Annotated in this window: 21 protein-coding genes; 7 read left to right on the top strand and 14 right to left on the bottom strand. The window is 48.7% G+C overall.

Annotated features, from left to right (window positions below):
* Positions 1–314: 314 nt before the first annotated feature.
* The 3 genes from gltB to aac(6') all read left to right on the top strand — a co-directional run bounded on the left by gltB (position 315) and on the right by aac(6') (position 7097).
* The gene (gene gltB, locus CWM47_RS08000) at positions 315–4889 is read left to right on the top strand and encodes a glutamate synthase large subunit (protein WP_100987488.1); all 4575 of its coding nucleotides are present in this window, start codon (positions 315–317) and stop codon (positions 4887–4889) included.
* Between the two features lie 15 nt (positions 4890–4904).
* Complete coding sequence (locus CWM47_RS07995) at positions 4905–6395, top strand: glutamate synthase subunit beta (protein WP_100987487.1); 1491 nt, start codon at positions 4905–4907, stop codon at positions 6393–6395.
* A 261-nt stretch (positions 6396–6656) separates the two neighbouring features.
* The gene (aac(6'), locus tag CWM47_RS07990) at positions 6657–7097 is read left to right on the top strand and encodes an aminoglycoside 6'-N-acetyltransferase (protein WP_100987486.1); all 441 of its coding nucleotides are present in this window, start codon (positions 6657–6659) and stop codon (positions 7095–7097) included.
* A 39-nt stretch (positions 7098–7136) separates the two neighbouring features.
* Here aac(6') and CWM47_RS07985 read toward each other — a convergent pair whose 3' ends face one another.
* From CWM47_RS07985 to CWM47_RS07970, 4 genes are all read right to left on the bottom strand, one after another.
* On the bottom strand, positions 7137–8030 hold the full coding sequence (locus tag CWM47_RS07985; protein WP_240625761.1) for a glycoside hydrolase family 43 protein: 894 nt from the start codon (positions 8028–8030) through the stop codon (positions 7137–7139).
* Between the two features lie 286 nt (positions 8031–8316).
* Entirely contained in the window at positions 8317–8607 is a 291-nt protein-coding gene (locus tag CWM47_RS07980; RefSeq protein ID WP_100987484.1) for a hypothetical protein, read from the bottom strand.
* Positions 8608–8758: 151 nt separating this feature from the next.
* Entirely contained in the window at positions 8759–9469 is a 711-nt protein-coding gene (locus tag CWM47_RS07975) for a DUF2461 domain-containing protein (RefSeq protein ID WP_100987483.1), read from the bottom strand.
* A gap of 75 nt (positions 9470–9544) precedes the next feature.
* Positions 9545–10477: an AraC family transcriptional regulator gene (locus CWM47_RS07970; protein ID WP_100987482.1), complete on the bottom strand. Its 933-nt coding sequence runs from the start codon at positions 10475–10477 to the stop codon at positions 9545–9547.
* A gap of 201 nt (positions 10478–10678) precedes the next feature.
* On the opposite strand from CWM47_RS07970, the gene CWM47_RS07965 reads away from it, so the two are divergent.
* From CWM47_RS07965 to CWM47_RS07950, 4 genes are all read left to right on the top strand, one after another.
* Positions 10679–12193: an aldehyde dehydrogenase family protein gene (locus tag CWM47_RS07965; protein WP_100987481.1), complete on the top strand. Its 1515-nt coding sequence runs from the start codon at positions 10679–10681 to the stop codon at positions 12191–12193.
* Positions 12194–12307: 114 nt separating this feature from the next.
* Positions 12308–12613, top strand: a complete 306-nt coding sequence (locus CWM47_RS07960) for an EthD family reductase (protein ID WP_100987480.1) — start codon at positions 12308–12310, stop codon at positions 12611–12613.
* A gap of 23 nt (positions 12614–12636) precedes the next feature.
* Complete coding sequence (locus CWM47_RS07955) at positions 12637–13032, top strand: DUF779 domain-containing protein (RefSeq protein WP_100987479.1); 396 nt, start codon at positions 12637–12639, stop codon at positions 13030–13032.
* Positions 13033–13155: 123 nt separating this feature from the next.
* Entirely contained in the window at positions 13156–13590 is a 435-nt protein-coding gene (locus tag CWM47_RS07950; RefSeq protein WP_100987478.1) for a DoxX family protein, read from the top strand.
* 161 nt (positions 13591–13751) lie between these two features.
* Here CWM47_RS07950 and CWM47_RS07945 read toward each other — a convergent pair whose 3' ends face one another.
* From CWM47_RS07945 to CWM47_RS07900, 10 genes are all read right to left on the bottom strand, one after another.
* A complete protein-coding gene (locus CWM47_RS07945) occupies positions 13752–14804 on the bottom strand; it encodes a spore photoproduct lyase family protein (protein WP_100987477.1) in 1053 nt (350 codons plus the stop codon).
* 107 nt (positions 14805–14911) lie between these two features.
* A complete protein-coding gene (locus tag CWM47_RS07940) occupies positions 14912–15736 on the bottom strand; it encodes a sulfate/molybdate ABC transporter ATP-binding protein (protein WP_100987476.1) in 825 nt (274 codons plus the stop codon).
* Entirely contained in the window at positions 15733–16398 is a 666-nt protein-coding gene (gene modB / locus CWM47_RS07935) for a molybdate ABC transporter permease subunit (protein WP_100987475.1), read from the bottom strand. Before modB ends, CWM47_RS07940 begins: the two co-directional genes overlap by 4 nt.
* 11 nt (positions 16399–16409) lie before the next feature.
* The gene (modA, locus tag CWM47_RS07930) at positions 16410–17153 is read right to left on the bottom strand and encodes a molybdate ABC transporter substrate-binding protein (protein ID WP_100987474.1); all 744 of its coding nucleotides are present in this window, start codon (positions 17151–17153) and stop codon (positions 16410–16412) included.
* 12 nt (positions 17154–17165) lie between these two features.
* Positions 17166–17663 (bottom strand): molybdopterin-dependent oxidoreductase, encoded by a 498-nt coding sequence (locus tag CWM47_RS07925; protein ID WP_100987473.1) that lies wholly within the window; start codon positions 17661–17663, stop codon positions 17166–17168.
* Positions 17664–17762: 99 nt separating this feature from the next.
* On the bottom strand, positions 17763–18317 hold the full coding sequence (locus CWM47_RS07920) for a DNA-3-methyladenine glycosylase I (RefSeq protein ID WP_100987472.1): 555 nt from the start codon (positions 18315–18317) through the stop codon (positions 17763–17765).
* A 78-nt stretch (positions 18318–18395) separates the two neighbouring features.
* On the bottom strand, positions 18396–19469 hold the full coding sequence (locus CWM47_RS07915) for a dipeptidase (RefSeq protein ID WP_100987471.1): 1074 nt from the start codon (positions 19467–19469) through the stop codon (positions 18396–18398).
* A 207-nt stretch (positions 19470–19676) separates the two neighbouring features.
* Positions 19677–20957: a sensor histidine kinase gene (locus CWM47_RS07910; RefSeq protein ID WP_100987470.1), complete on the bottom strand. Its 1281-nt coding sequence runs from the start codon at positions 20955–20957 to the stop codon at positions 19677–19679.
* A gap of 90 nt (positions 20958–21047) precedes the next feature.
* Positions 21048–22433 (bottom strand): sigma-54-dependent transcriptional regulator, encoded by a 1386-nt coding sequence (locus CWM47_RS07905; RefSeq protein ID WP_100993783.1) that lies wholly within the window; start codon positions 22431–22433, stop codon positions 21048–21050.
* 95 nt (positions 22434–22528) lie between these two features.
* Positions 22529–23683: an ABC transporter permease gene (locus CWM47_RS07900; protein ID WP_100987469.1), complete on the bottom strand. Its 1155-nt coding sequence runs from the start codon at positions 23681–23683 to the stop codon at positions 22529–22531.
* Between the last annotated feature and the right edge of the window lies 1 nt (position 23684).

Genomic DNA, 23684 nt, shown 5'->3' with positions numbered 1-23684 from the left:
ATAAAAGTCATTTAACCCTAGAAAACAGGCAAAAGGGTTCACTAAAGTTGGCATATTTCAAGAACATTTATAACCAATTTCACAATTAGTACCGTCTACTATTAAATTCCGACAAAAGCGATTTTTGCCAAATTTTTTTAGTAGTATATTGCGTGACTTTGTCACAAACGCCCGTCAGCCCGGCTAATATCTTCTGTTTTTTTTACACGCCGGGCTACCTGTAAATTTAGATTTTCTTAATTTTCACCCCTATTTATTGCGATTCTGTCAATTAGAGTCGATAAATAGCGGCCTAATCCAACACTGTTACGACCATGTCTGATCAGGTTGACCAATCGGCGGGACTTTACCGCCCTGAGTTCGAACACGACAACTGCGGTATCGGCTTTGTGGCCCATATTAAAGGCCGCAAGTCTCACAAAATTGTTGCGGATGCCCTTCAGATGCTTCGGCGTATGGAGCACCGGGGTGCAGTAGGGTCCGAGCCAAATTCCGGCGATGGAGCCGGTTTGCTTATCCAGATTCCGCACGAATTTTTTGTAGACGAAACCCGTAAACTAGGCGTTCACCTACCTCCTGCGCTCGAATATGGCGTAGGTATGGTGTATTTTCCGAAAGATGTATGGCTCCGCGAAGAATGCCGGGCCGTACTGAATCGGAAAATGAAAATGCTTGGGCTGGAACTGCTTTGTTACCGTATCGTGCCGGTCAACAACAGTGATCTAGGCAACGGGTCACGGTCGGCAGAACCCCAAATGGAACAGGTGTTTATTAAACGCCCAACCGACGTTACGAACGCCGAAGACTTCGAGCGTAAACTGTATATCCTTCGGAATTATAGCACCCGTATCATTAATGAGACCATTGCTGGTGTCGATACGTTCTATTTCTCGTCGCTTTCATGCCGTACCATTACGTATAAGGGTCAATTAACGACGCTTCAACTGGAGCCTTATTTCCCTGACCTTCAGAACGAAGAGGTCGTGTCGGCTCTTGGTGTCGTGCATTCACGCTTCTCGACCAATACATTTCCGTCCTGGAAACTGGCCCAGCCGTTCCGCTATATTGCCCACAATGGTGAAATCAACACGGTTCGCGGAAACGTGAACTGGATGAAAGCCGCTGAGGGTTTACTGGAATCGGCTAAGTTTACGAAAGACGAAATGGATATGCTGTTGCCCATTTGCGACCAGCGTCAGTCCGACTCAGCTAACCTCGACAACGCCATCGAACTACTCGTCATGAGCGGAAGGTCGTTGCCGCACGTGATGATGATGCTCGTTCCGGAAGCCTGGGATGGCAACGAACACATGGATCCCATTCGGAAGGCGTTCTACGAGTTCCACGCGGCCCTTATTGAACCCTGGGATGGCCCGGCGTCGATTTCCTTTACCGATGGCCGCATCGTAGGCGCAACCCTCGACCGTAATGGCCTTCGTCCGTCGCGTTTCTGGGTGACCAACGAAGACGTGGTTATCATGGCCTCTGAAGTTGGCGTTCTGGATATTGACCCCGCAACTGTGGTATCAAAAGGACGCCTACAACCCGGCAAAATGTTCCTAGTCGATATGGAACAGGGACGGATTGTCGCCGATGAAGAAATCAAGGCCGAGATGGCCGGACGTCAGCCGTACCAAAAATGGCTTGACGAAAATAAAGTACGGATTCAGGATCTAGAAGCGCCCATTCGGACGTATAGCAATTATGATCCGGCGAAACTGCTTCGGATGCAGCAGGCCTTTGGCTTTACGTCTGAAGACCTTCGCATGATTCTGGCCCCAATGGTCGAAACGGGCAAGGAAGCTTTAGGCTCAATGGGTACCGATGTCCCGTTGGCAATTCTATCGGAGCAGAGCCAGCATATGAGTCATTACTTCAAGCAGTTGTTCGCCCAGGTGACCAACCCGCCTATCGACTCAATTCGGGAACGGTCGATCATGTCGTTGATTTCGTTTGTAGGCGCTACCTACAACCTGCTGAGCGAATCGCCGAAACATTGCCGTCAGGTTGAGTTAGATCAGCCGGTGTTAACGACCAAAGAGTTTGACAAACTGCGGTTTATCGACAAGCCTAATTTCCAGGCAAAAACCATCAACTGCCTGTTTACGGCTGATGGAGAAGGTAAATCCTTGGAACGCGCCCTCGACCGTATCTGTCGCTATGCCGAAGATGCCATTCAGGATGGTTACTCGATTCTCGTTCTGTCAGACCGCGCAATCGACTCCAGCCACGCGCCTATTCCGTCACTGCTGTCTACGGCAGCCATTCACCACTACCTGATTCGTCAGGGCCTGCGGGGTAAAGTTGGTATTGTAGTCGAAGCGGGCGACGTTTGGGAAACGCACCATGTGGCTACGCTGATTGGCTACGGCGCATCGGGCGTAAATCCCTACATGGCATTCGAAACGATTGCCAACATGAAGGAGAAAGGGTTGTTGCAGGTCGATTACGACATTGACAAACTCTTCAAGAACTATATCAAGGCAGTAAATGGCGAGTTACTCAAAATCTTCTCGAAGATGGGTATCTCTACTCTGCAATCGTATCAGGGTGCCATGATTTTCGAATGCCTTGGTCTGAACGAAGAAGTGGTTAGCCGCTACTTCACCGGAACCGTTTCGCGCATTGGCGGTATGGGTCTGGACGAGATGGCACGCGAGATTCTGGTGCGGCACTGCGTGGCGTTCCCGGATATGCCCGTATCAGCTCCCCGGCTCGAAGTAGGTGGAATTTACCAGTGGAAACAGCGGGGCGAAAAGCACATCTTCAACCCCGATACTATTCACCTGCTGCAACAATCGACACAAAAGAACGACTACTCGATATTTAAGAAATACTCTAAACTTATTGACGACCAGACGCAGAAAGCCATTACGCTGCGGGGTCTGCTAAGGTTTAAGAAGGGAAAATCAATTCCGGTTGATGAAGTTGAACCCATCGAAAGCATCTTCAAGCGGTTTGCTACGGGTGCCATGTCGTTCGGTTCTATTTCATGGGAAGCGCATACCACTCTGGCTATTGCCATGAACCGCATTGGCGGCAAAAGCAACTCGGGTGAAGGTGGCGAAGATGAACTCCGCTATACGCCCCTTGCCAATGGCGACAGCATGAATTCGGGTATTAAGCAGGTTGCCTCAGGCCGTTTTGGCGTAACGAGTTATTACCTGACCAACGCCCGCGAACTTCAGATCAAAATGGCGCAGGGTGCTAAACCCGGCGAGGGTGGTCAGCTACCCGGCTTTAAAGTCGATGACTGGATTGGCCGGACGCGCCACTCGACACCTGGTGTCGGCCTGATTTCGCCCCCTCCTCACCACGATATTTACTCGATTGAGGACTTGGCGCAGCTTATTTCTGACCTTAAAAACGCCAACCGGGCCGCCCGGATCAGCGTTAAGCTTGTGTCGGAAGCAGGTGTGGGTACAATTGCCGCCGGGGTTGCCAAAGCCCACGCCGACCATATACTGATTTCGGGCCACGATGGTGGAACGGGAGCATCTCCCCTGTCGTCGATTCGTCACGCGGGTTTGCCATGGGAACTGGGTCTGGCCGAAGCACACCAAACGCTGGTGCGGAACAAACTCCGTGGCCGCGTAACGGTACAGGCCGATGGGCAAATGCGCACAGGTCGTGACCTGGCGATTGCCGCCCTGCTCGGTGCCGAAGAATTTGGTGTTGCCACGGCTGCGCTGGTGGCCACAGGTTGTATCATGATGCGTAAATGTCACCTCAACACCTGTCCGGTTGGTGTAGCTACGCAGAACAAGGAATTGCGCGCGCTCTTTACGGGTAAGCCTGAACACGTAGTGAACATGTTCACCTTCCTGGCAACGGAACTGCGCGAAATTATGGCCGAGTTGGGTTTCCGCACTATCAACGAAATGGTTGGTCAGGCGCAGATGCTCGAACTGCGTGAGAACCTACCTCACTGGAAATACAAGAAGGTTAACCTCAACGCGTTACTCTTCAAAGAACCAACGAACCTTGATGTAGCGCTATACAAACAGGAAGAACAAAACCATTATCTGGACGATGTGCTCGACCGGAAACTGATCGACCTTGCCCAGCCTGCGCTGGAGTCTGGCGAATCGATGTATGGCGAGTTCACCGTACAAAACATTGACCGGAGCATTGGTACCATGTTGTCCAATGAAATTTCGAAGGTGTACGGCGGCCCTGGATTGCCCGACAGTACGATTCACGTCAAACTACGCGGAACAGCCGGACAGAGCTTTGGGGCCTTTGCTACGGCGGGTATTAAACTCGAACTCGAAGGCGATGCCAATGACTACTTCGGCAAAGGGCTTTGCGGTGCCCAACTGATCGTGTATCCCGACCGGACAGCCCAATTTAAACCGGAAGAAAACAGCATTGTCGGAAACGTATCCTTCTATGGAGCCACCTCGGGCGAAGCCTTCATTCGGGGTATGGCTGGTGAACGTTTCGGTGTTCGTAACTCAGGCGCTAAAGTTGTTGTGGAAGGTGTAGGCGACCACGGCCTCGAATATATGACAGGTGGTCTGGTTATCATTCTTGGCCAAACAGGCCGCAACTTTGCCGCCGGTATGTCGGGGGGAGTAGCGTATGTCTTTGATCAGGACGGCACGTTTGCCTCGAAAGTAAACCGGGAGATGGTAAATCTGGAGCGTCTGACCGACGAAGATCAGGGTATCGTTCGCGAGTACGTTGAGAAGCATTTTCAGTACACAACGAGTAATGTGGCCTTGAATCTGATTCAGAACTGGAACGATCAAATTAATCAGTTCGTAAAGGTTATGCCCGGCGACTTCGAGAAGGCACTTGCCGGACGGGGCATCTCGCTGGCCGATCAGATTCGCGACAAAAATATTGTTTATCAGGATATAACGGTTGATGTGACGCACGGGTAATTGCGTAGTACTATTATGGGAAAACCTACCGGATTTTTAGAATTTACGCGCGAACTACCCAAAAAGCGCGATCCGCAGGAGCGGATTCATGACTACAAGGAAATTGAAGTCCAGTTTTCTGAACAGGACTCGCAACGGCAGGCTGCCCGCTGTATGGATTGCGGCACGCCGTTCTGCCATAGCGGCTGTCCATTAGGCAACATTATTCCCGAGTTCAACGACGCGGTATATGAACAGAACTGGGCATATGCCTACGAAATTCTGGCAACGACCAACAACTTCCCGGAGTTTACAGGTCGTATTTGTCCTGCCCCCTGCGAAGCGTCGTGTGTACTGGGCATTAACAAACCACCCGTTGCCATCGAGTTTATTGAGAAATCAATTGCCGAAGTAGCGTTTGAACGGGGTTATGTGTCGCCAAAACCACCGAAAGAACGGACAGGCAAACAGGTCGCTGTTGTTGGCTCTGGCCCTGCCGGACTAGCGGCTGCCACGCAGATGAATAAAGCGGGTCATTCCGTTACCCTATTTGAACGCGCCGATCAGCTTGGTGGGTTACTCCGCTACGGTATTCCTGATTTCAAACTGGAAAAATGGACCATCGACCGTCGGTTGGCAGTGATGGAAGCCGAAGGCATTACATTCAAAACTAATGTTAATGTTGGCGTCGACATAAAAGCGAACGACCTGCTCGAACAGTTCGATGTGGTGATGCTGACGGGCGGCTCAACTGTTCCGCGCGATCTGCCTATTCCGGGCCGGAACCTCAAAGGGATTTATCCCGCTATGGAATTTCTGAGCCAGCAGAACAAACGCAACGCAAACTTGCCGATAGAAGTCGATCATCAGGGTGCAAAATACGGCGATGGTGAACTGCTGGCGACCCACAAAAACGTGGTTGTCATTGGTGGTGGCGATACCGGCTCCGACTGTGTGGGTACCTCCAACCGGCACGGAGCAGCCAGTGTGACCCAAATTGAGCTGATGCCAATGCCGCCCAAAGACCGGGCCGAAAACACGCCATGGCCTAACTGGCCAATGATGCTTCGTACCAGCACCTCGCACGAGGAAGGCTGTGACCGGCATTGGTCGATCAACACGAAAGAATTTATCGGCGACGAAAACGGTAATCTGAAAGCCCTGCGTATTGTTGATCTGACCTGGAAAAACGAGAACGGACGCATGCAAATGGTTGAGTTACCCGGTTCTGAGCGCGACGTTCCCTGCGAACTTGCGCTGTTGGCCGCAGGTTTCCTGCATCCACAGCACAACGGCTTGCTCGACGATCTGGGCGTTGAGTACGACGAGCGTGGAAACGTAAAGGCCGTAAATTACCAAATGACAACAAACCCAAAAGTTTTTGCTGCCGGGGACATGCGCCGTGGACAATCACTGGTGGTTTGGGCGATCTCGGAAGGCCGCGAAGCCGCCCGTGCCGCCGACTGCTACCTTATGGGCGAAACGACACTCGAAGCCAAAGCTGTTTCGATGATTGCAGTGGATTAATATGTAATTCCTCTAAACCTGTAAGGTCGTTGTGACCTTATAGGTTTTCACCCTTCAACAAGGAACTAAAAAGTCCGGCATCGTCAGTTGCCGGACTTTTTTTGTGGGAGTCAGGCATTGGCAAATCATTAGAAAAGTGTTATGGTTCGTTTCAAAGTACATCTTCCTTTTTGCGCTCTGTAGTACTGCTAACAAATCACTTAAGGCAATAAATGACAAACAGCAATTTAGAGTTAGCTTACAGAATAGATCAACTCTAAAATGGATATTGAATCACTGTCAACGCATACTATCAATGCTGTCGTTGAGCTTGTTCTGGAACTATGGCCAGAATGTCTCCTTGATGAAGAGTTAGAAAATTATGCCCGTATTCTCGATTCAACAAACGACGCTTGCTATCTGGCAAGTGTTGGGGGAGAGTATGTTGCCTTTATACTTATAAGTATTCGGCATGATTATGTTGAGGGTTCTGCTGATTTACCAGTTGCCTATATTGAAGGCATCTATGTAAAACCCGATTATCGGAAACAGTATATCGCAAAAGAGCTGGTCTTGGTAGCAGAAGATTGGGCTACACAAAAAGGAGTAAAGCAGATTGCCTCTGACACGGAGATAACAAATTTAGCCAGTATAGATTTTCATAAAAAGTCAGGATTCCACGAAGTCGTGCGGATCGTCTGTTTTATCAAAGACCTGTCATAAATAAACCACCATGTATCCCAAAGCTTCCTGATAAGTTCGCTACGGAAGATATGGCTTACCGACGATCAGCTTATCGCCCGAAAAGTCGACCTCGAACAAATGGGGGTTCCGGATATAACGACCGTTGCTGTTTCGATGACTGTGTACAGACATCAGCCATTTACCGGTTAGTGTTTGAAAAAGCATTCCATGACCGAAATTAGGTGGTGTAATCGGCTCTTTCTCGTGCTCCCAGGGGCCATCCAGCGTACCGCCTTTCGAATAAACAATCCCTTGTGTATACACATCATCAATCCAACTGGTCCAGATCATGCCGAGCCTGCCGGTTCCCGTACGGAATAAAAAGGGGCCATCCGTTACTTTATTCGGGCCACCTGTCGATTTCTCACGACTCCAGGGACTATCGCTAGCTCGAAAAAGCAATTTCCCCTCACCTATCGAACCACTCAAATCGGGCTTAAGCTCAATTTTCTCCATGGTTCCGTTCAGGTTTTGCAGCCATTCATAACAGTACACCATATACGGTTTCCCGTCTTTGTCAACCCAAAAAGTACCATCTAACGTAGGTTTGTCGGCAGGCAGATAAACCGGGTCTTTCATGGGCATGTAAGGCCCCTCCGCTTTGTCGCTGACTAGAATATGACTAGCCCGTCGTTCGATGACATTCTCGCCAACCGTATCAATTTTCACCTCCCGATTGGTGAACGTAGCAAAATAGTAGTACTTATCTTTATACGCGTGCAGTTCTGCGGCCCAGATCATCGGACTCTTGCCCATCCAGGAGTCAGGGTCAGTTCTGGCTACGATGAACGGGCCAGTCCAGTTTCTCAGGTCTTTGCTCTTCCATAACATGCCCCCCGTTCCCGGCATGTAGTACATCGACGTAGATTTATCCGCGAGAATAAACGGGTCACTCAGTCGAATAGAGTCCAAGGGTACGTTCTCTCTGATAACCGGCACTCTGTTTTGCGAAAAAACTGACGTTACCTGAAGGACGATCAATGCTGTGACTAGAAGTGCCTTGGTGACCATTGTATGAGTATAGCCTGTTTCTTTAAAACGTACACCTAATCATACCTTAAGCCTATTCGGTACTGATGCTACTGCCAGTACCTATTGATTTTTATTCTTGTACAAGCCATCTTAACGAATGTCAAATTCGTAAACCTGACATCACTATAGCCTGATTTATAAGGAAGTTGCTATGCCCTCTTTAAATCTAACTGCCAGCCAGTGGTGAACCGAAAATACCGACAGCCAGCTCCACCCAAATTAGAACAAGGATTACCAGAATCGCTCCACAGATGGCTACCCTGTAACTCAGTCTGTTAACGTTCCTGATTACTAATTCACACGCCAGACCCGTGCCGAGCAATAGGCCACCAGCAACAATAAAATCAGATAGCGTCCAGTTCACCTCAGGGGTAAACTGCATTGCGATGAATGGTCCAGACAGCAAAAGCGCTACGGTGAGCACAATCCCGATCAGTCGTTTGTTTTGACTAAGCATAGTCCTGGTTCTTTAGGTAAGTAGTTTGTGGAACAAATATATTATAAAGTACTTTGCTTTTCAAAGTGAATTGGGAAATATATTTTTAAAAGGTCATTTTCCAAAAAAACTCAGCAAGAATCTGGTATGTACGTTCGATCTACCTGATATTCTATAACGTCACCATCTCTTCCTTCTCGTCAAAAAACAGGTAGTTTAATAAGTCGCAGTAGGGTTTGATGATGCGGGAGCCCCGTACGATTTCATCGGCGAAGTTGGGCTTGAGTACTTCCTTGTCAGTATAGCGGTGCAGGAAGAATAATTCTTTCCGACGCAGAAGTTCAATTTCGGGGTGATCGGCGGGGTAACCTTTGGGCGTGGTTTTCATTGACTCCCCCGATGCTTCAGGGAAATAAGCTTTAAATTCATCGGCTTCGATGATATCCTTCAATTCCTGAACATTATAGTCGATCTCCTGCCGAAACTTGGCAAGGTTGGCAGGCGTTGGCTGCCACATACCTGCTCCCAGAAACGATTGATTGCCGGGCTGAATGTGCACGTAATAATCAATCCGACCCGATTGCCGGCCGCCGGGTCCGATGGCGAATGCCAGATTGGACTTATAGGGAGCTTTGTCTTTTGAGAAACGAATGTCGCGGTTGATGCGGAAGATGCAGTCTTTTACAGCTGTATTTGCCAGCGGTTCGAATGCACTCATGCCGGTAAGAACCCTTTCCACTACCCCAATAAGTTCGGTTTTGGCCGCATCATACCGGGGGCGATTGGCGTGGAACCACTCACGATTATTATTCTGAACGAGTTCGCGCATGAACTCAAGCGTAGGGGCTGTGAAGGCAGCTTTCAATGAAGTTTTTGTTGTCATGATTAGTCAAAGATAACCAATCATGTACTGAGTTGGGCAATCAAAATCGTCTTTACTAGCGAATGAACGGACGCATCAGGAAGGGAGTATCTGCTTTCGGTACTGGGTGGGCGACGAGCCGATCTCGCGCCGGAATAACTTCATAAAATAGGTCAGGTTGTTAAAGCCGCATTCCATGCTGATATCTTCTAAACTGCGGCTTGTGGTACGCAACAATTGAGAAGCCAGCGCCAACCGCTGCTGGTTAATATATTCGACAGGCGTCATGCCAAACGTTTGTTTGAACGTTCGATAAAAGTTCGGTTCGCTCATACAGGCTTCATCGGCAAGTTCTTTAATCTGCAAACTCCGGTGTAAGTGTTTATTGATATACTGGGCAACGTGAGCCAAACGATTAACGTTGGCAAAGGCCGTTTCGGGCGTGAGGAGTAGTGTGCGGGCCTGCGTTTGCATCAGCCGAACGACAAGTTCCTGAATCACCAGATTGGCAAAGACTTCTTTAGCCCGGTTATTTTCGGTAAAAATATATACCAGCCGGGCAATGAGCTGGTGTATGGGGACATCGTTTGTCAGGAAGAAATTATGGTGCCCAAACTGCCAACCTTGCTGCGTATCGACCAACGGAGCACGATCATTGAGCAAATCCGTTACCTGTCGAACCTTATCGGGGGCAATAGCCAACGCCAGACATTGCGTTGGATTTAGAGCTTGTGCTTCGGGAAAGTCGATACGCATCGTTTCATCACCGGGCACAATGACCGACTCACCCGGCAAAAAATCGAACGAGGGGGTACCGGGCAAATGCATTACCTTTTTACCCCGAATCATGCTGGCCAGTACCGGGCTGGAAAACGTCAATTCTACTTTCTCGGCAATGTGCTGGGTTTCGTAAATGTTCAGCTCTGCCGTGTCGATGGTATAGGCTGTTCTGTTTTCGACCTCCTGTTCGAGCTTTCGGGCTTTGAGATGCCGGGAAACATCGAAAGAAACAACCGTGTCGCGTTTCATAACAGGTTTCAGTAGGTTAGTTTATGGCTTTCAGAATGGAATAGATTGGCAATTTACTACAGCTTGTCCCCCTTCCTACCACTAATATTAAACTTTTTGATAGGATTGTGCAAGAAGCCGATACGATTGTCCAATTAATATTGAATAATTCTTGCAAAATTTGTAACGATTTTATTACAGCATAATCTCTTTAACATTTATATGGAAACCCTTGAACTCGTAGAGACCCACGCAAACCGGCCTAAGTTCCGGTCGCATTATGATAACTATATTGGTGGCAAATGGGTACCACCGGTTGGTGGCGAATATTTTGATAATACATCGCCGGTAGATGGCAGCCTGATTGCTAAAATGCCTCGCTCAAAAGCAGCCGATGTTGATCTGGCCGTTGCAGCAGCCCAAAAAGCATTTGAAACCTGGGGTAAAACATCGGCTACTGAACGCAGCAAAGTACTTCTTCAGATTGCCGACGTCATTGAAAAGAATCTGGAGTTTCTGGCGCGTGTCGAAACGGTTGAAAACGGCAAAGCTCTTCGCGAAACGATGGCGGCCGATATGCCCCTCGTCGTGGATCACTTCCGCTATTTTGCGGGCGTAATCCGGGCCGAAGAAGGTTCAGCCACCGAACTAAACGCTGATACCCTTTCTTTGATTATCAAAGAGCCTGTTGGCGTTGTTGGCCAGATCATTCCCTGGAACTTCCCGCTACTGATGGCTACCTGGAAACTGGCTCCTGCTCTGGCTGCCGGTTGCTGTGTCGTTATCAAGCCCGCAGAACAAACGCCAACGTCGCTGGCAATCATGTTCGAATTACTGGAAGGCATTGTACCTGCGGGTGTTGTGAACATCATTCAGGGCTTCGGGCCAGAGGCTGGTAAGCCACTAGCCCAACACAAGGGTATCAATAAAGTAGCCTTCACGGGCGAAACCACCACAGGCCGGTTGATCATGCAGTATGCATCGGAAAACCTGATTCCTGTTACGATGGAACTGGGCGGCAAATCGCCAAACATCTTCATGAAATCCATCGCCGATCACGACGATGAGTTTTTCGATAAATGCGTAGAAGGTGCCGTAATGTTTGCCCTCAACCAGGGTGAAATTTGCACATGCCCATCGCGTTTGCTGGTTCACGAAGACATTTACGACAAGTTTATGGAGCGTGTTATTGCCCGCACCAAAGCCATTAAGCTGGGTCACCCACTGGATGCCGACACCATGATGGGGGCGCAAGCCAGCAATGACCAGTACGAGAAAATCCTGTCGTACATCGACATTGGCAAGCAGGAAGGTGCCGAAGTGCTAACGGGTGGCGGTCCAGCCGACAGCGTAGAAGGTGGCTATTATATCCAGCCAACTATCTTCAAGGGCAACAACAAGATGCGGATTTTCCAGGAAGAAATCTTCGGACCTGTCCTGTCAGTTACGACCTTCAAAGACGCCGACGAAGCCGTTGCCATTGCCAATGATACGCTGTATGGCCTGGGTGCCGGTTTCTGGTCCCGCGATGCCCACGAGCTGTACACCATTCCCCGGCAAATTCAGGCTGGCCGTGTGTGGGTGAACTGCTACCATGATTACCCGGCGCACGCACCGTTTGGTGGTTACAAGAAGTCGGGCTTTGGTCGTGAGAACCACCTGATGATGTTGAATCATTACCGCCAGGTGAAAAACCTGCTTATTTCTTACAGCAAGAACAAGCTTGGTTTCTTTTGATAGAAATTAACGCATGAATGCGTGAAAGAGCGTTAAGTTTGCAAACGGCAGGCTTACGCTCTTTCCTTATTTTATAATAGCCCATATTCTTTTACTCCCCTTTACTACTCCGCTATGATTCGCTTAACCGTTCTTTACCCGAAAACAAACAGTAGTCAGTTCGATCTGGCGTATTACCTGGACAAACACATTCCCTTGGTGAAAGAGCGGTTGACGCCCTTTGGCCTTACAGGCGTTAATTTGAATGAAGCACTGGCCGGAGGTGATGCGCTCCCTCCTTACGCCATGATCACCTTCTTAGAATTTAACAACACAGACGAGCTGGATAAAGGTATGGGCACCCACGGCGGTGAACTGCTTGGCGATATCCCTAACTTTACGGATGTACAACCCCTGACCCAGGTAGTTCGGGTACTCTAAACACTTGCCAACAACGTTTACGTATGACGACACAAACCACTTCCCGCGTCGATGTAACACCGGCTGCGGCTGATATTATCAGTAAAGTTCGGGCAGAACACGGCCCGCTGATGTTTCATCAGAGCGGGGGCTGCTGTGACGGATCATCACCGATGTGTTTCGAGAAAGGCGAGTTCCGGATTGGTCAGTCCGATGTTTTACTTGGTCAGATTGAAGGGTGCGACTTCTGGATGTCGAGCGATCAGTTCGAGTACTGGCAGCACACCCACCTGACCATCGACGTAACCCCCGGACGTGGGGCCAGTTTCTCGCTCGAAATCCCGATGGGTGTTCGATTCCTTATTCGATCACGCCTGTTTGAACCCGACGAGTACGAACATATGGCCCCGGTTCATGTCGGGCCGCTGGACGAGGATTAAGATTTATGTTTTAAGGATGCTGGCTCGGGTAAATACCCGCGCCAGCATCCTTAAAACCAATCCCTTGACAATCAGTCATATTTAGCCTATATTCGGTTAGTTTTAACTAAACCGCTTACAGGTATGAATATGTTAAATCGCGTTGAACATTGGGGGGATACACATCACCCTGCCTGGACCGATGCCCTGCGTATTATGCTGGGCATTATTCTTGTTCTGAAAGGCGTTAGTTTTATTAGCGACACGGCTTACCTGACCCGATTGGTGGGTGGCTTGCATTTCGGACTTTTACCGGTTATCCTGGTTCACTATGTAGCGTTTGCCCATTTGATGGGTGGGTTTCTGATCGCCGTCGGCTGTTTGACCCGCCTGATGGTACTCATCCAGTTACCAATTCTAGTTGGTGCGCTTTTCTTCGTAAATATCCGTCAGGGGTTCTCCCCTTTGAATTCTGAATTGTGGTTGTCAGTCATCGTACTGATTCTGTTGCTCCTGTTTCTGGTGATCGGTTCCGGCCGTTTCTCAATGGATGAATATGTGAAACAACACGCTAGGTAGACCGGGATTTTAACAAGACTTGAAGGATTAAACAAGTTTATAGAAGTACAAACCATTTCCCCGATCCTTTAGGGATTAGGAAGGTTTGATTTTGAATGATTGCAGTAATCTTGTTTAATCCTTCTAATCTTGTTAAAATCCCGCAGGGCCGCCTGTGCGGTCTAGAAAATATACCGAATCTCGCACCAGGGAATTTCATCCCGAACCATGTCTTCAAAAACGGTAATCATTTTACGCTTCAGTTGGTGCTCGTATCGAATGTTCCACCCCCCAAACTGACTCACCTTGCTCTCTTGTAATTCAGGTACCCACAGCAATTCCTCGGCCTTGGGGTTGATAGCTAAGTTGGCCTGATGCTGGTGCTGATTGTGTGTCAGAAAGATAACCTCGCATTTAAGCTGTTCCCGAACATCGGGCCGGACGGCGGCATCCAGTTGCCGGAATAGTTCGCGGTAATCATTTCGCCAGGCCTTTTTGTCGCCGTCTGGTCCGCTATACACAATAACGGGCGAGAAATTGACGTGGACTTCATACCCTGCATCGTAAAAGTCATTGATGGCCGCCAGCCGCTTTTCTATGCTATCCGTGCGCACATCGACCAGTTTGCTTACATGGCTGGGCATCAGGCTAAACCGGACACGTATCTTCCGCTTCGGGTCGAAGTCCAGCATACCCGGATTAACAAACTTCGTGGCGAATGTAGCTTTTGCTTTGGGGTGATCACGGTAAAACTCGAATACCTGTTGAATGCCCGACGTGAGGTCGTAGTCAACAGAAATATCGGAGTTACAGCCGATATCATAGGTCCAGTAATCAGAATCTGTCTGGTTTTTAGGTTTGGGCCACGCCAGCGAAATGACATGGGCGTCAATACTCGCGAGGTTTTCGTCGATGTTGGTAAAGAGTGTGATGGGATTCACGTTCTTATGGCGATCAACGTAACAATACGTACAGGCACCATAGCAACCATTCGCCAGACTCGGCGCAATGTAATCCGAACTCCGACCACTCCATTTTATATCCTGCGTTTTCAGCTTACCCAACACAAGCACGTCGGATTTCACCTTGAAATGGTTCATTCCCAACTCCGGCAGACGATTATGTTGTTTTACTTCCAGTCGTTCGGCCTGTGGAAATTGAGACAAAACAGCTTTGCCCCTATCATTAAGCGCGTCGGCAGTATACAGAATAATTGATGGATTGAAATCGGGCATAAAATGCGTTTGCAGATGTAACTAAATAACAGAGCAACCCTTTTATTAGTTCAAGCCCCTCACTGGATAACTATCTGATAAACAATATATTATCTAAGAAAATTAATTTAATTGGGTAAGTTGGAAACTTGCATCAAATCGCCCACACGAAGCTTCTCCCAGGCAGAATTAGTTGAACGTAATTGTGTTGATTGTGTGTCAATTACCCATACTTTTTGACTTTCATCATACTGAATACGCGTTATCGTTTCTTCAATTGATAGTGCAGATTTTCGCGAGACACGAAGCTCATCTTTTTGAACGCGTCCCTGCACCAACCGAATAACCCGATCTGCCAGGGCTTTCACATCTGCTTCGTGATGACTCACCAGCAGCGTGGTTGTACCCCATGCCTGATGTAGTTCAAGTAACACTTGCCGAAGCAACTGACTGGAATCGGTGTCCAGTGCGGCAAACGGTTCATCCAGAAGCAACAGTTTCGGTCGGCGCACCAGGGCACGGGCCAGGGCTACCCGCTGCCGTTGCCCCCCCGACAGGGCATCTGGTTTTACGTGGCTGAATGCTGCCAGACCGGTTTTCTCAATCAATTCATTCACAAAAGCCTGCTGATCCTTCGACGTGGCGAATTGAATATTTTCCAGAACAGTCATGTTTGGGAACAGGGCTGTATCTTGAAAGACATATCCAATTGAACGTTTCTGGGGTGGATAGTTAATCCCTTTCTTTTTATCCAGCCAGGTAACGTCATCTACCGTAATATGCCCCTGAGAAGGGGTTTCTAGACCGGCCAGCAAGCGCAATAACGTTGTTTTTCCGGAACCGGACGGGCCAATAAGGGCGGTGAGGCTACCAGGTTGAATAGTAAGTTTGACCTGAAGATCACGAGTACCTTCAGTAAACAGGCGGGGCATCATCACATCGATATCAATCATACCGTAACCCGTTTGTTTATGGCATACACCAATAAAAGAATGGCGAAGGAGAGACCCAGTAAAAGGGCAGCATAGGTATGTGCCGTTTCGAAATGGAGCTGTTCAACTTCGTTATAAATGGCGATGGAAGCAACTCTCGTTTGCCCCGGCAAATTCCCGCCAATCATCAAAACCAGGCCAAACTCGCCAATGGTATGCGCAAATGTCAGAACAATACCGGTGAGTAAGGCTGGCTTGCAATTGGGCAACAGGACCCGCCAGAGCGTTTTTATGCGCGACTGCCCCAAAGTATAGGACGCTTCCCGCCACGAAACTGGCAAATTTTCCAGACCTGCCTGAATCGGGTGAACCATAAAAGGCAAGCTATACAGCAAAGACGCCACAACCAATCCTTCGAATGAGAAAACAAGTTGCACGTCAACGGTCTTCAACAACCAGGCTCCTAGCCCACCAGTGGGGCTAAACGCCAATAGCAGATAAAAACCAACCACCGAGGGAGGCAGAACCAGTGGTAAGCTAATAAGCGCTTCAACAATGGGCTTGGCCCGAAATCGGCTAAGCGCCAGCCAACCGGCCAGCGGAACGCCGATCAGGAGTAATAAAAAGGTGGTAATACCGGCTAAGCGCAGGGTTAGCCAGATAGGTTCCCAGTCAATGGGCATACGAAATGGGGTCAGGAAGCGGGTGAACGGTAACCAAATTGCTGCAAGATGCGTCGGGCAGCCGGACTACGTAAAAACTGAACAAATTGCTGAGCGGCTTTACCCTGATTCGTTCGTTTCAAAATTACAACGCCCTGTGCAATTGGGGAATAGCCCGTTTGTGGTAAATCGACCCAGCGCCCTTTTTTAGCAAGACTCGGATCAAGCACAACGGATTTGGCCGTAAACCCCACTTCTGACGCGCCCGACAGGATGTACTGGTTAACCTGCGCAATGCTTTCGCCATACACAAGTTTGGGTTTTATTTTATCCAGTAACTTTTTGTATGTCAAATAGGAGACGGCCGCTTCACCATAGGGCGCTGTGGCCGGATTGGCAATAGCTATATGGCGAATAACTGAATTTGACAGTATCGTCAAATCAGCTGTCAATGGAATGTCGCCCGCTGTCCACAGCACCAGCGAGCCGTAAGCATATATTACGGGAGCATCGACGGTAAGGCCCGCTTTATATAATGTTTCCGGATACGGCATATCTGCAGACAGAAAAACATCATATGGAGCACCCTGTTGAATTTGGGTAGTAAGTTTACCCGATGAGTTCACAATCAGTTCAATGCTCGTCCCCGTTTTTTTCTGGTAAGCTGTTTTCAGTTGCTCCATGACAAACTGCGCGTTGGCCGCTACTGCCACCCGGAGCGATTGTGCCAACAGGCTTATCGGGCAAAGGAGCAGGATTAGAATTAGTTTTTTCATATGTCAACGACACTATTTACTCGCAAATCGTATCTCAATAGCCTTAACGTCCCGAACCCAGCGGGCGGGTTTTTTTTCGTCGGGCACAACAATACGGTACGGCCCTACACCCTGCGCTAATGGGTTACCGTCAACGCTGTCGGCCAGCAGAATAATACGTGTAGTAAATTCGGGATCAATTTCGGGGAGCGCGAAGACCACTTCATAGCCGTCTGTTGCTTTCACAATAACAACCTTACTCAGGTTTTTCCCCCGTAATTCTGCTCCTGTTGTAGTGCCTGCCTGTTTCAGCAGCTCAGCGAGAGGTACGCCAGCGTATGTGTGATTTTTACCGTCTTTGTCTTTCGCAACAACTTCGGCGTGGGGCATCGCTTTCAAGTCAGCAGCCTGTAAAGAAAAGGGTTTGGTTACTTCGCCGGAGATAGTCAGAACCGTCTGTCCGTATACTATTCTACTGAACAGGCAGGTTAGTAAAATGACCGTAGCAATACGTACTGTAGACTGACGCATAGACTGCATTTGTTTGTTCAGAAACGACTTATCGTTATATCTTCACAAACATAACGTTTGTTTTGCTTCAAACCGGATGAAATTCGTAAGAATTGGTCATCAGCCAGCAACTTGCATCCACAACGGCTTGTACTCCATGACTCTGGCATACACAGCACAATCCTCCGTATGAGCGCCGGGCAGGTAGCCGATACTCATTAAAAATTCGTTTACTATTTCCCCACCTGTGAAACGGAACGTGTTTTTAAACAGCTTCACCCACTCTGTTTTTGTTTTGGGGTGGTTCATTTCCAGCCATTTCTCAAATGAACCGTGTTCCTGTTGAAGTTTCAGAATGGTGTTCGCATTATCTATGGCCGCGTTAACTTTCAATCGGTTGCGAATGATGCCTGGATCGGACAGCAACCGCTCCCGGTCGGCGTCGGTATAGGTGGCTACGGTTTTTATGTCAAAGTTATCATACGCTTTTCGGAAGGTAGCTTCCTTTTTCAGGATAGTTTCCCAACTCAGACCAGCCTGATTAATTTCCAGCACCAACCGACAAAACAGTTCATTATCGTCGTGGATGGGAAAGCCATATAAATGGTCGTGGTAGGCTTTGTGAAGGGCTTTCCGTTCTTCGGGCATGGTGTCGATGGCGCGGCAATAAGACATTGGGTGCTAGTTACTAGGTATTTGTTATTCGTTATTACTTACGAGGTTGGCAGTCACCGAATAACCAGTAACGACTGTTCAGGATTTAGTTCTGGATTTTGCAATTTTCCCCAGAACGACTCTTGCGTTTTCACCCATTATTTTGTCAACTTCCTGGCTAGTCAGTCCTTTCGATTTTAAGGCTTCTGCAACCTGAGGGTATTGGGTGTAATTGGTTAAAACCGGCTGGAAATTTGCACTCATATCGGTTCCGATACCGACGTGATCAATACCGACCACATCGACCAGCCGCTTAATATTATCAACATATTCGTCGAAACTTTTATTGAATCCCGAAGGCCATGCCCCAATGACCCCGCCCGTATCAGCCACTACTTTTGCATGTTCTTTAGAAATTGCCCGCAAAGCAATGGGTCGATCCGACTCCATTTGCAGTACACTATGCGATAAAATAATTGGGGCTTTTGTCACATTGGCCGCATCTTTTGTCGTTTGAAACGAAGCGTGGGCTAAATCAATGGCCATGCCCAGTTCATTCATTTTTTTGACGACACCCTTACCGAACGCCGATAAGCCGTTGAATGTGGTTTCAGATGTCTGAAGATCACCGAGGTTATTCGGGGCGTAATGCACCAACTGAATGGAGCGGACCCCGTCCAGATACGCTTCTTCGATTCGCTCTAACTGGTCATCCAGAAAATCGCCCCCTTCCACAGCCAGATATCCAATTGGCCCGCTGCTTTTTACACTCAGGTCATTGAGATCGGTTGAAAATGGCATTCCGACTTGCGAAAAGACCTCCTTTAGTCGCTGGAGCTGCCGCTTGTATTCTGTCCAGCCATCACCGGGCGCATATTTTCGGGTAATAATGATGCCTTTAGGACCGGGTTTTATTAGGGGCGCATCAGCCACCAAAGCGAGAAAACCACCGGTTAAGTGGCCTTCTTTCATGTCGCTAACCGTTTGCGTTGTCTCCGCGTTATGGGCAAAGTTTCGCTCGGTCATCGACCAACCGGGGTGGCAGTGGAAATCAAAATAGATAGACTTTTTGGGAGCGGGCATCGCAAAGCCAGCAAGTTGGTCTACCGATAGCCAGGAAGCACCAGCCGCTATCATACCTACATTTTTCAAAAACTGCTTTCGGGTTTGCATAGGAATGAGTTGCGTGAAGTGGGTGAATTCTTACCGGCAAGATACTGTGAGTTGCGGACATTACCCGATGGCGCAAGGCTCTGGCCTTGTGTCTCTTATTCGTCGGCCTCTGGCCGGGTTATAGTACGTTTCTTTTTATTCCGGCCAGAGGCCGGTGAAAAGCAGACACAAGGCCAGAGCCTTGCGCCATCGATAAGGCTTGCGCCATTACGCAAACTCAATCCGAAACTCCGTCCATCCATCTTCCTTTGTGTGAAGCGAAAACGCAAGTTTATGATTGAGAAGAATCTCGCGGGTGATTGTCAGGCCAATACCCTGACCTTCCGGCTTATTACTATAAAAAGGATTAAACAGGTTAGCTGCAATTTGTTCAGGAATTGGCTGTCCATTATCGCGGATAAGCAGGTATTGACTTGTGCTGACTACCTCAACGCACTGCCCCGCTTCGCAGGCTTCAAGGGCATTTTTAACTACGTTGATCAGTACCTGTTCCATCTGGTCAACGTCGACCAGCTGAAGATTTTTTCCCGTCGATACATTACTGAGGGTTACGCCCCTACCCTGCGCTATTGGCTGCATAAGTTGTACTGCATTGCGTACCAGTTCGGTCAAATCGGCAGGTCGTTTCTGCGGCTGTGGCAACCGAACGACATCGGAAAAACGACTCATGAACCGATTCAGTCGGTCATTACGCTCGATGGCAACGCGAATGGCATGCTTTACATCCGGCTCATTCACATACGATTGCGTGCTGTCGAGAATGGAATTTACGGCCCCGATGGAGTTGTTCACTTCGTGCGCCATCATCCGGATTACCTTGCTGTACGATTTCCGTTCGGTGGCCAGAATCTCGGGTGTCAACTCTTCGATGATCAAAAACGACCGTCGGAAACCGCGATCCATAAAGTATGACCGCAACACCCGGTAGGTCTCCATTCCGTTGGGTTTCATCGTTCGGGATTCACCATCGGCCAGATCGGCCACCTGAGCCAGTAGCGAGAAACCAAGATCGACCAGTTCTTTCCCGACTACATCACCGGTATTTATAGCCAACAGTTGACTGGCTCTTGGATTCACTGACGCAATTCGTCCATCGAAGTCAAAAATCAGAATCGCAATCGGGGCGGCATCAATGAGCTTTTCCAGAAAAAACTGCTGCTCGACCTGCCGCGTTCGTTCCTGCCGAAGCTGGTCGATCATGAGGTTATAGACTGTAATCAAATCATCAACCTCCTGATTGCCCGTGGGCACGAACTTGACCGTAAAGTCTTTATCCCGTATGGCTTCGATTCCAGATGCAATGAACTCCGACGGTTGCTGGAATTGCCTGTAAATACGAATAGCCTTATAAATGGACAGTAAAAGCCCTAGTTCACTCGCAATGAGCAGGAGCTTATTTTGTCGTAGGACTAAAAACAGCAACCCAGTCATTGCTATATGGACAGCAACAATGTATAGCAGATACCGAACGCGGAAGTTGACGTGCATATGATGTCAGGTAAACACGGAGATCAATATAGAGAAGAGAAAAACTTTGTGTTCTCTGTGTTGATCTCCGTATCTCCGTGTTTAAACGAATTAATCCTCACTATTGTAGGGAATGCCAAATTTCTCCAATCGGCGGTAGAGTGCAAAACGGGTAATGCCCAATGCCCGCGCAACTTTTGCTACCCGATTTTGATGAAACGCCATCGCCCGCTGAATCATCTGGTACTCCATTTCTTCCAGCGTGAGGCTACCCACATCAGGCAGAGACAGTCCCGCAGTACGGTCATGAGCTACCAGGCTAGCCATTTGTGGCAAGTTTCGCTCGAAGTCGTCGGATTGTAGTTCATCGTTTGCCGACAGGAGAACCGTTCGTTCAACTACGTTTTTCAACTGGCGGATATTTCCCGGAAGGGACAGGTTTTTAAGCCATTTCTGGGCCAATGTACTCACGCGAAGATCGGGCCTTCCATAGATGGTTTTCAAGTTATTGACGAAATACGTAACGAGCAACGGGATATCGCTGGGCCGCTCGCGAAGTGCGGGTAATCGTACCGAGATGAGGTTGATCCGGTAAAACAAATCTTCCCGAAACTGCCCCTTACTTACCATGTCTTCCAGGTTTCGGTTGGTGGCGCAAATAATCCGCACATCCACCGAGCGGGATTTACTGCTCCCCAATGGTTCAAATGTTCGATCCTGCAGCACCCGCAGGAGTTTTACCTGGCTAGACGGGTCCAGATCGCCAATTTCGTCCAAAAAGATCGAGCCTTTATTGGCCAGTTCAAACCGGCCAACACGGTCTGTTTTGGCGTCGGTAAACGCCCCACGAACGTGGCCGAAAAGCTCACTTTCAAATAATGAAGAGGAGATACCGCCCAGATTTACTTTAACGAAAGGTTGCCGATGACGTCGGCTGTTCTGATGAATGGCCTCGGCAATAAGCTCTTTACCCGTACCGCTTTCGCCCGTTATGAGCACCGGTGCATCGGTTGGGGACACCCGCCCGATTGTCGTTAAAATATCGAGCAGATTCGGGTCTTCGCCAACGATATTATCGAAGCGAAACTGCTGGTCGAGTTTGCGTCGATTGGGCGAAGCCGGTGTTGATTGGGCCAGATTGAGGGCCGTCCGAACCGACTGAACAAGGTAATCGTTTTGCCAGGGTTTGGTAATGAAATCCTTCGCTCCGGCTTTCATTCCCTCAACAGCCAGGTCGATACTCCCCCAGCCCGTTATCAGAATGACCGGCACATTGGGAAGCTGCTCCCGAATCCGGCGCAAGAGCCGCATACCATCATCGCCAGAGGTATCGACCGAGAAATTCATATCCAGCAGAATCAACTCCGGCGTTTCTTCGGCCATTATTTCGAACGTTTCAAACGGGCCATCCGCCAGACGCACGGTGAATCCTTCTTTCCTGAACAGCAGGGAAAGGGATGTTTGAATGGCGATATCGTCGTCGATAATTAGGAGCATACTTTTAAATGTAAGTTGAATAATGGATAATGGGGGCAAATGGACTATCATTCAGTTTACGTTATTCATCATCCATTATTCATTTTACATTCTTCTCATTCTTCATGCAACGCAGTAGCCGGTTGAATCATGGCGGCTTGCTGGCTGGGGAACAGGGCGCAGAGCGTGACAATGCCATAGATTATAGCGACAGCCATGACTATGGCAATTACATAGATACTAGCCTGTAAGTCAAACACATTAAGTAATGGAAATTGAACGGCAAAGAGCAGTCCAATCAACATGGCGAAAGTAGCCAAAACCCATATTTCGCCGATGAACTGAGTTGAAATCCCGCTTCCAGTCGCCCCTAACGCCCGACGCAGACCAATTTCGCCCCTGCGTTTGGCAATACTAAGGTTCAGCACGCCGAATAAACCGAGCGCTACGTTGATTAGCAGGAAACTAGACACAATCAAGGCGATGATGATGGGTACAAGAACTAGATTGTGCTGATTTTTTCGTGAATCGGTCAGGTAATCGACTTCAACATTCCAGCCGGTTAACATAGCCGCAACTTCTTTAACCAGTTTAGCTTCAAAGACAGCATCGGTTCCCGGCTTCACTTTTAGCAACACCGTATCATTCCAGATCGCATTGGGCTTGAACAGCTCGAATACAGCGGGTTTGTCTGACATAAATTCCCCCTTGGCTTTGAACGTATTGATAACCCCAACCACTTTGAACCGATCGCCAATGATTTTCCCCAGTGGATTTTCATTGTCGAACAGTTCATCCTTTATTCTCTGATTAATGACAATGGGGGCGTATTTACCAACGCTATCGGCGCTTCGGTACCAGTTGCCTTCGGTCACGTCGATGTCGAGTGTTTTGGCAAAATTCTCATCCGTCGCATAAAAATCAGCCATCACCTTCCGCTTCTTGTACTCGATCCCATTGTTCATTTGATTTGATGAAAACGGAAAATTACTACTCATACGCGACACCGACATCACTTCAGGATAAGCTTTCAGTCGTTGCGTAACCCGCTGGAGTTTCTCCGCAAGGGCAACGGTATCCTGATTACTTTTCAGCCCAATGGCCCAGACATTTTCATACGTAAAACCCATTGGTTCCCGATAATTTCGGACGTTCACAACAATGAGCGTTGCCAACCCAAAAAGCACCAGAAACGAAGCCCAGATCTCAACAATGAGTAGCGAATGAGCTTTCTTCTTGTTCCAGATTAATTTCAGCAGATGAGGAATCATA

Origin of the sequence: Spirosoma pollinicola (assembly GCF_002831565.1) — a bacterium.
Taxonomy (GTDB): Bacteria; Bacteroidota; Bacteroidia; order Cytophagales; family Spirosomataceae; genus Spirosoma; species Spirosoma pollinicola.
This window is presented reverse-complemented; position numbering and strand designations above follow the sequence as displayed.

Bases quoted from the DNA above. Each gene is read 5' to 3' on its own strand.
- CWM47_RS07960 (WP_100987480.1), top strand. From the start codon at position 12,308: ATGATTCGCTTAACCGTTCTTTACCCGAAAACAAACAGTAGTCAGTTC.
- CWM47_RS07950 (WP_100987478.1), top strand. From the start codon at position 13,156: ATGAATATGTTAAATCGCGTTGAACATTGGGGGGATACACATCACCCT.
- CWM47_RS07970 (WP_100987482.1), bottom strand. From the start codon at position 10,477: ATGAAACGCGACACGGTTGTTTCTTTCGATGTTTCCCGGCATCTCAAA.
- modA (WP_100987474.1), bottom strand. From the start codon at position 17,153: ATGAAAAAACTAATTCTAATCCTGCTCCTTTGCCCGATAAGCCTGTTG.
- CWM47_RS07995 (WP_100987487.1), top strand. From the start codon at position 4,905: ATGGGAAAACCTACCGGATTTTTAGAATTTACGCGCGAACTACCCAAA.
- CWM47_RS07905 (WP_100993783.1), bottom strand. From the start codon at position 22,433: ATGCTCCTAATTATCGACGACGATATCGCCATTCAAACATCCCTTTCC.
- CWM47_RS07980 (WP_100987484.1), bottom strand. From the start codon at position 8,607: ATGCTTAGTCAAAACAAACGACTGATCGGGATTGTGCTCACCGTAGCG.
- CWM47_RS07915 (WP_100987471.1), bottom strand. From the start codon at position 19,469: ATGCAAACCCGAAAGCAGTTTTTGAAAAATGTAGGTATGATAGCGGCT.
- CWM47_RS07925 (WP_100987473.1), bottom strand. From the start codon at position 17,663: ATGCGTCAGTCTACAGTACGTATTGCTACGGTCATTTTACTAACCTGC.
- CWM47_RS07955 (WP_100987479.1), top strand. From the start codon at position 12,637: ATGACGACACAAACCACTTCCCGCGTCGATGTAACACCGGCTGCGGCT.
- CWM47_RS07940 (WP_100987476.1), bottom strand. From the start codon at position 15,736: ATGATTGATATCGATGTGATGATGCCCCGCCTGTTTACTGAAGGTACT.
- gltB (WP_100987488.1), top strand. From the start codon at position 315: ATGTCTGATCAGGTTGACCAATCGGCGGGACTTTACCGCCCTGAGTTC.
- CWM47_RS07965 (WP_100987481.1), top strand. From the start codon at position 10,679: ATGGAAACCCTTGAACTCGTAGAGACCCACGCAAACCGGCCTAAGTTC.
- modB (WP_100987475.1), bottom strand. From the start codon at position 16,398: ATGCCCATTGACTGGGAACCTATCTGGCTAACCCTGCGCTTAGCCGGT.
- CWM47_RS07945 (WP_100987477.1), bottom strand. From the start codon at position 14,804: ATGCCCGATTTCAATCCATCAATTATTCTGTATACTGCCGACGCGCTT.
- CWM47_RS07900 (WP_100987469.1), bottom strand. From the start codon at position 23,683: ATGATTCCTCATCTGCTGAAATTAATCTGGAACAAGAAGAAAGCTCAT.
- CWM47_RS07975 (WP_100987483.1), bottom strand. From the start codon at position 9,469: ATGACAACAAAAACTTCATTGAAAGCTGCCTTCACAGCCCCTACGCTT.
- CWM47_RS07910 (WP_100987470.1), bottom strand. From the start codon at position 20,957: ATGCACGTCAACTTCCGCGTTCGGTATCTGCTATACATTGTTGCTGTC.
- CWM47_RS07920 (WP_100987472.1), bottom strand. From the start codon at position 18,317: ATGTCTTATTGCCGCGCCATCGACACCATGCCCGAAGAACGGAAAGCC.